The 5,942-nt window shown below is 29.6% G+C and carries 6 protein-coding genes; 1 reads left to right on the forward strand and 5 read right to left on the reverse strand.

Annotated features, from left to right (window positions below):
• The 3 genes from CN514_RS05960 to CN514_RS05970 all read right to left on the reverse strand — a co-directional run.
• A partial coding sequence (locus tag CN514_RS05960) for a barstar family protein (protein ID WP_141529309.1) occupies nt 1–293 on the reverse strand: 293 nt, incomplete at its 3' end.
• Between the two features lie 188 nt (nt 294–481).
• Nucleotides 482–907, reverse strand: coding sequence for a YhfM domain-containing protein (locus CN514_RS05965; protein WP_353652057.1), 426 nt, complete (start codon nt 905–907; stop codon nt 482–484).
• 551 nt (nt 908–1,458) lie between these two features.
• Nucleotides 1,459–1,671, reverse strand: a complete 213-nt coding sequence (locus CN514_RS05970) for a hypothetical protein (protein ID WP_069034331.1) — start codon at nt 1,669–1,671, stop codon at nt 1,459–1,461.
• Between the two features lie 166 nt (nt 1,672–1,837).
• On the opposite strand from CN514_RS05970, the gene CN514_RS05975 reads away from it, so the two are divergent.
• The gene (locus tag CN514_RS05975; RefSeq protein ID WP_098231811.1) at nt 1,838–3,247 is read left to right on the forward strand and encodes a SpoVR family protein; all 1,410 of its coding nucleotides are present in this window, start codon (nt 1,838–1,840) and stop codon (nt 3,245–3,247) included.
• A 542-nt stretch (nt 3,248–3,789) separates the two neighbouring features.
• On the opposite strand, the gene CN514_RS05985 is transcribed toward CN514_RS05975, so the two are convergent.
• Both CN514_RS05985 and CN514_RS05995 read right to left on the reverse strand, forming a co-directional pair.
• Entirely contained in the window at nt 3,790–4,233 is a 444-nt protein-coding gene (locus CN514_RS05985) for a hypothetical protein (protein ID WP_098231813.1), read from the reverse strand.
• Nucleotides 4,234–4,681: 448 nt separating this feature from the next.
• Nucleotides 4,682–4,927 (reverse strand): hypothetical protein, encoded by a 246-nt coding sequence (locus CN514_RS05995; RefSeq protein WP_097976256.1) that lies wholly within the window; start codon nt 4,925–4,927, stop codon nt 4,682–4,684.
• Nucleotides 4,928–5,942: the final 1,015 nt, after the last annotated feature.

Below are 5,942 nucleotides of genomic sequence, written 5' to 3' on the forward strand. Positions count from 1 at the left end.
AAGTTAGGAAGGTCTTCATGTTCCTCATTGTATTCTAAAAGGCATTCTTTCAATATTTCCGATTCTTCCAGTAAATTTTTTTCTAATTCTGACCATCCAAGAAATACAACTCTTTTAGGTAATGGTGCTACTAAACCTGTAATTGCATCCCAAAATGCATCCCAATTTTCACCATAAAAATCAGGAAATCTTAATTTTTCTTTAAGTAGAAAATGTAAATCTTTTTTAGTTTTTATATTACTTACATCAATAGTTACTATTTCATCAGTCAATTTATACACCTCTATAATCATTACTGCTTTTATATTAACACTGAATTCCTTGTTCAACTATACTGCCATTTACTTCAATAAAAAAAGCCGCATATAAGCAGCTCGTGTTATGCAACTAATGCATGCTTTAGTTGAATAGCATAAGGGTTGATGTTTAAACTCCAATTTTCAAATCTTTTTAAAAAAACTTCATACAAGAGAACAAATTATTAATTTAGGTCAGATAATTTTCCACCAATGAGTATTTCATATAGTTCTTCTGAATGATTCTTGTCTAATTGAACAAATTTACTTTCAGCATTTATTGTGAGTTCCACTTTATCATTATTAGGACTTATCCAAAGCTCATATAGCACGGCTTTTCCATTTATATCAGGATTTTTAAATTGAAATATAAATCTGTAATCGGCTGGGCGTACCATATCTACTTTTGTATGTTCCCAATCAATATTATCTAATAACTCTCTTACCTTTTGAACTTTCTCATTATTAGTTATTACTTTGAAGTCTTCGTAATTATTTACATCAACTACTCGCTTTTGAACTTCTATATTTTGTTCTTCGTTACCAATTAAGTTTGAACAACCTGTAATGAATATAGTCAAAACTACAATAAGAGTAATTATATATTTCAAACTTATCCCCCTTATATTTTAAGATGTTTTCATATATAAATATTCCATTATTTACCTTTTTATTATAACACACCTTATTGAACTAATCTGCCATTATGTTGAATAAGAAAAAGCGATCTTCTATTGAAGTATCGCATGCGTTAGTTGTACAAAAAAAGATTGCTTCAGCAGTCTTTTTTTGTTGCACTAAATTAAAAATTTTTATTTACTTACCAAATATTCTTATTATAAATGTACAACAGGAAAAAAATAGTTGCAGCAGGAGATTAGTAAAGAAATTTAAGATTTCTTATATAACTACCATGGAGTGTAATAAAAAACTTCCATTCACTGTTGTGAATTCGAGGATTCATGGGTGGCTAACGCATGCTAAGTTGAACAATTGTTCGTTTTAAATCATAATATTTATAAAAAATATATTGTTTATGAAAATTTGAAGAATAGCAATTCTTAATGGACTTTACTTAGTTAAATAGAAGAAAGTCTATTTTTTTTTAATTGATCGGATCTATTTAAAATTCAATTTGTTCAACGATTAAAAAGCATCCAATTTAATTGGATGCAAACTTAAGTATTCCACTTAAAAAGATTGAATCTTCTAAATGCGTGCACTCTTTTAGCTTGATTTTTCCATCTAGTTCTAGTTCTTTAGCCAGTTTTTCAATCATATTTTTATCATTTCCCAAGGGATTTTTAATGTTGATTAGAAAGTAATTTCCTCTTGTTGCAAGTCGAAGGTTCTTTAATAGACTCTCTTTACTCATTTTCACATCTCCCTTCTAAATTATATTAATTCGACACAAGAGAGGTTTTGTCCTGTAATCTCATTTAAACTACAAATTTTATGTAGAATTTATTTATTTGAACTCCATAGTATATAACGTCAAAAATTATCATACATTGTCAATACACATAGTAGGGGGAATAATAATGGACTCATATAATTTACGTGAATTAGAGTATGCAATAGATGAAATTACTGAAATTGCAAAAGGATTTGGGCTTGAATATTTTCCAATGAGGTATGAAATATGCCCATCCGATATAATTTACACGTTTGGTGCGTATGGAATGCCAACAAGATATTCACATTGGAGCTTTGGAAAAAAATTCTATAAGATGAAGTTGCAGTATGATCTAGGATTAAGTAAGATTTATGAATTAGTGATTAATTCTAACCCATGTTATGCATTTTTACTTGATACCAATAGCCTGATTCAAAATAAATTGATCGTTGCCCATGTACTCGCTCATAGTGATTTCTTTAAAAATAATGTGCGTTTTAGCAATACAAATCGAGATATGGTAGAAAGCATGGCCGCAACTGCTGAAAGAATTAAACAATATGAACAAAAATATGGAAAAAAGTTAGTAGAAGAATTTTTGAATGCAGTTATAGCTATCCAAGAACATATTGACCCTTCTATTGTAAGAAATAGATTAACGTGGCAATTAGAAGATGATGTGATTATCCCCCTTCCTCGAGTAGGACCATATGATGATTTATGGAATTTGGATAATAAAAAAGAAAATATTACTCCTGTAAAACCTCGAAAAAAGAAATTCCCACCACAACCTGAAAAGGATCTTTTACTATTTATTCAACATTTTAGTCGTGAATTAGAAGAGTGGCAACGAGACATTTTAACAATGTTACGAGAGGAAATGGTATATTTTTGGCCACAGCTAGAAACAAAAATTATGAATGAGGGATGGGCTAGTCTCTGGCATCAACGTATTATGCGAGAGTTAGATTTAACTTCAGGTGAATCAATTGAATATGCAAAATTGAATGCAAGTGTAGTACAGCCCTCGAAAACAAGTATAAACCCTTACTATTTCGGACTAAAAATGTTTGAGGATATTGAAGATAAATATAACAATCCATCTGAAGAAATGAAAAAAAATGGGGTGAAAGTTGGTTCTGGAACTGAAAAAATTTTTGAAGTACGTGAGCTTGAATCAGATACTAGTTTTATTAGAAACTATTTATCAAAAGAATTTGTGATGAACAAAGACTTGTACTTGTTTAAAAAACATGGAAAAGAATATAAGATTAATGATAAAAGTTGGGTGAATGTACGTGATCAATTGGTAAATATGCGTACGAATGGAGGATATCCTTATATTACTGTAGATGATGGGGACTATCAAAAAAATGGTGAATTGTATTTAAAGCATTCATTTGAAGAGATTGAATTAGATGTTAAATATCTAGAGAAAGTTTTACCATATTTATACCAATTATGGGGAAGAACGACTCATATTGAGACAAGGATGGATGGAAAAACTGTCTTATTTAGTTATGACGGAATTAATGTAAATCGTAAAAATTTGTAAACACCTATTTAGGCGTTTATTTTATTTTAGCTATTTCTTAAACGTTGTTTACAGCATAGTACATCAACTAGCTCATGTTAGCAATGTGATATGGCGTTCCAATTTTGAAAAAGCTTTTAATAAGGAATATGAAACACGCTTTAGTCCCTTGTTACACTAATGCATGCCTTAGTGTAACAAGGAATCCTAAATACTTTAAAGAATATAATATGTCTAAAAGATTTAATAAGGGAGAATCGCCATGTCAATAGAAAATGAGAAGAGTAAAACAGACAAGTATGATGGCGTGCACTTTTTGGTATTTTTCACTATTTCAATTTTCTGCGATTATTTAAAGTTTGGTGATATTATCTTCCCAATTTTATTTCTGCTATATTTTATTTTTTCTTTCTATTACTTAGAAAAATGGACAAAAGGGAAAATTATAAAATACTTAACGATTTTTTTATTACTTTTTGTGATTGGTAAGGTAATCAAGATAATATTTTAGGTTAATAATTAAAAAATTTTAACCAACTAACGCATGCGTTAGTTGGATAAGATTATGCTTCTTCACTTAATCTGAAATTTTCTCCAGCTTGTTCTTTATTTAGTTTTTCTATTATGAATTCTCTTGCTATAACTTCAACGCAAACGTCGTGACCTCTTACAACATAATGGTTATAATCTTTATTTATTTTACTTCGTGAATATAGTCTTAACTGCTTTGTGTATAATTCTTCTAGCCAACGAGAGTTTAAAACTTTTAAAATATAAGAACGATGATTCTTGAGTTCGTATTCATAATCTACATATTCAGAATGAATGTAATTTGCTGACCAACAATTATTGAAAGTTACCTTTGCAATATAATCAGCAGGATTAGAATCTTCATCCCAACATCCAAAGAATACATGACAATCTCTTTCAGAAATATTCAAAATCACATCACCTTGTGGATTCTGCCAAACTTCCAAAGGTATTTGAATAGCTTTTTCACGACTCATGAAATTCTCCTTATTTTTAGTCTAATAGTGACTGTTATAAAACTAACGCATGCGTTAGTTGAATAAGAGATTTATAATAGGAGGAAATATCAATAATAACATTGAAGTGGATATAAGCAATTTTGAGACTTTTTTAGTGAGCCTTTTTCTGCCTTTTTTAATATTCCATCCGATATACTGTAATCCATTCTTATATATAACAAAAAATAAAATTAGAATTGCGAATTGAACAATCCATCCTGAATTATCTAGGTTTACCCCAAATTTTGAGTAAACAAAGTGTAGCATAGATCCCAAAAATAATTCGAATATCACAAAAAACACTAAAATAAATATAATTCTTATTACCTCAAGTTGTATCCTCATTAAATAGTTACATCCTTATCATTTAAATTTACTTTTAGGTGTCCAACTAAAGCATTGCGTTAGTTCATTAAGGTAAATACTTTTAAAAATATTTTGTGTAACCTACATATGCAGTAAAAATCGCAACTGCAAAGCTTGCTACTCCCATAATTTTCGCCTTTTTATCGTTATAACTTAAACCTAATATTCCAAATAAAATAAGTACACTCGTTTCAAGTAAATGGAAAATAATCTCACTTTGGTTTGATTCATTCTGGTAATTATAAAGACTGGAAATCAGTACAGCGATAAGATTTAATACTAATAAATAATAAAATATTTTTTTCATGTTGATTTTATCCTTTCGAAGTTAATTGCAGTTAATTATATATTGTAAATCCACTACTGTAACTTGGGGGAATTCAGCCTTTACCACATTGATTTTCGGATAATCCTTATTGCACTAAACTGCCATTTAGCTCAATAAAAAAATCGACTTTTCAGCCGATTAAGTTGTTCAACTATTGCATGCTTTAGTTGAATAAGGTTATTCATCATATAACCAATCAAAATCATCGTGAAGTATATATTCTTGTTCCTCTAAGCTTAAATAATAATTAGAGCAGACAATATCTAATTCTTTATAATCGTCACCATAATCAATACCTAAATAGATATGCTTTATATCTTTATTTTCTTTCGCTTTAACAGGTATCTGGTCGATTACCTTAGAGTTATCTAAGCATAAATAACACTTTCAAATTTCAGAGTCCCTTTCTTAACCCGATAGGTAAACCCACCATCTCTATCCATACGTGATATGGGCTTTAAATTTGAAAGCTAATGCTTTTTTCACGATGGTTAATAAATAATCCTTCAATCACGGTATCATAATTCCAGTTCGTCATTCTCTCTATAATCTTGCATCTATTACATCACCATTTCTCCCTTTTTTACTACTATTTCGCTATGGAATTTCAGTATTCCTTCTTCAACTAAACTGCCATTTACTTTAATAAAAAAAGACCACCGAAGTAGTCTATCGTTGTTCAACTAAAGCGCCCGTTTACTGAAGATCATTTCTAGTTAAATTAGTATTAAAAAGATTGTTTCTTCTTAAAGAAGTGCACACGTTAACCAACCAAAAAACAGAGCTTCACCACAGGCAATGTAAGAAAATTACGTTCTTACATGGTAGGTTGATTGAAATTAGGAATCCTACAAATTATGTGTTACACTTTGTTTACCATTTGATTTACTGTTTTCTGTTTTCTGTTTCCTGTTCCCTACTCATTAGTGAGTGGGGTTTTTGTTTTTTTAGAAAAATAAAAAACAGACTCAAATTAAGAGCCTGTCCATGTTTG

It is taken from the genome of Bacillus sp. AFS001701 (genome assembly GCF_002559405.1).
Taxonomy (GTDB): domain Bacteria; phylum Bacillota; class Bacilli; order Bacillales; family Bacillaceae_G; genus Gottfriedia.

Coding starts and splice junctions, on each gene's coding strand:
- CN514_RS05975 (WP_098231811.1), top strand. CDS start 1,838: ATGGACTCATATAATTTACGTGAATTAGAGTATGCAATAGATGAAATT.
- CN514_RS05985 (WP_098231813.1), bottom strand. CDS start 4,233: ATGAGTCGTGAAAAAGCTATTCAAATACCTTTGGAAGTTTGGCAGAAT.
- CN514_RS05995 (WP_097976256.1), bottom strand. CDS start 4,927: ATGAAAAAAATATTTTATTATTTATTAGTATTAAATCTTATCGCTGTA.
- CN514_RS05970 (WP_069034331.1), bottom strand. CDS start 1,671: ATGAGTAAAGAGAGTCTATTAAAGAACCTTCGACTTGCAACAAGAGGA.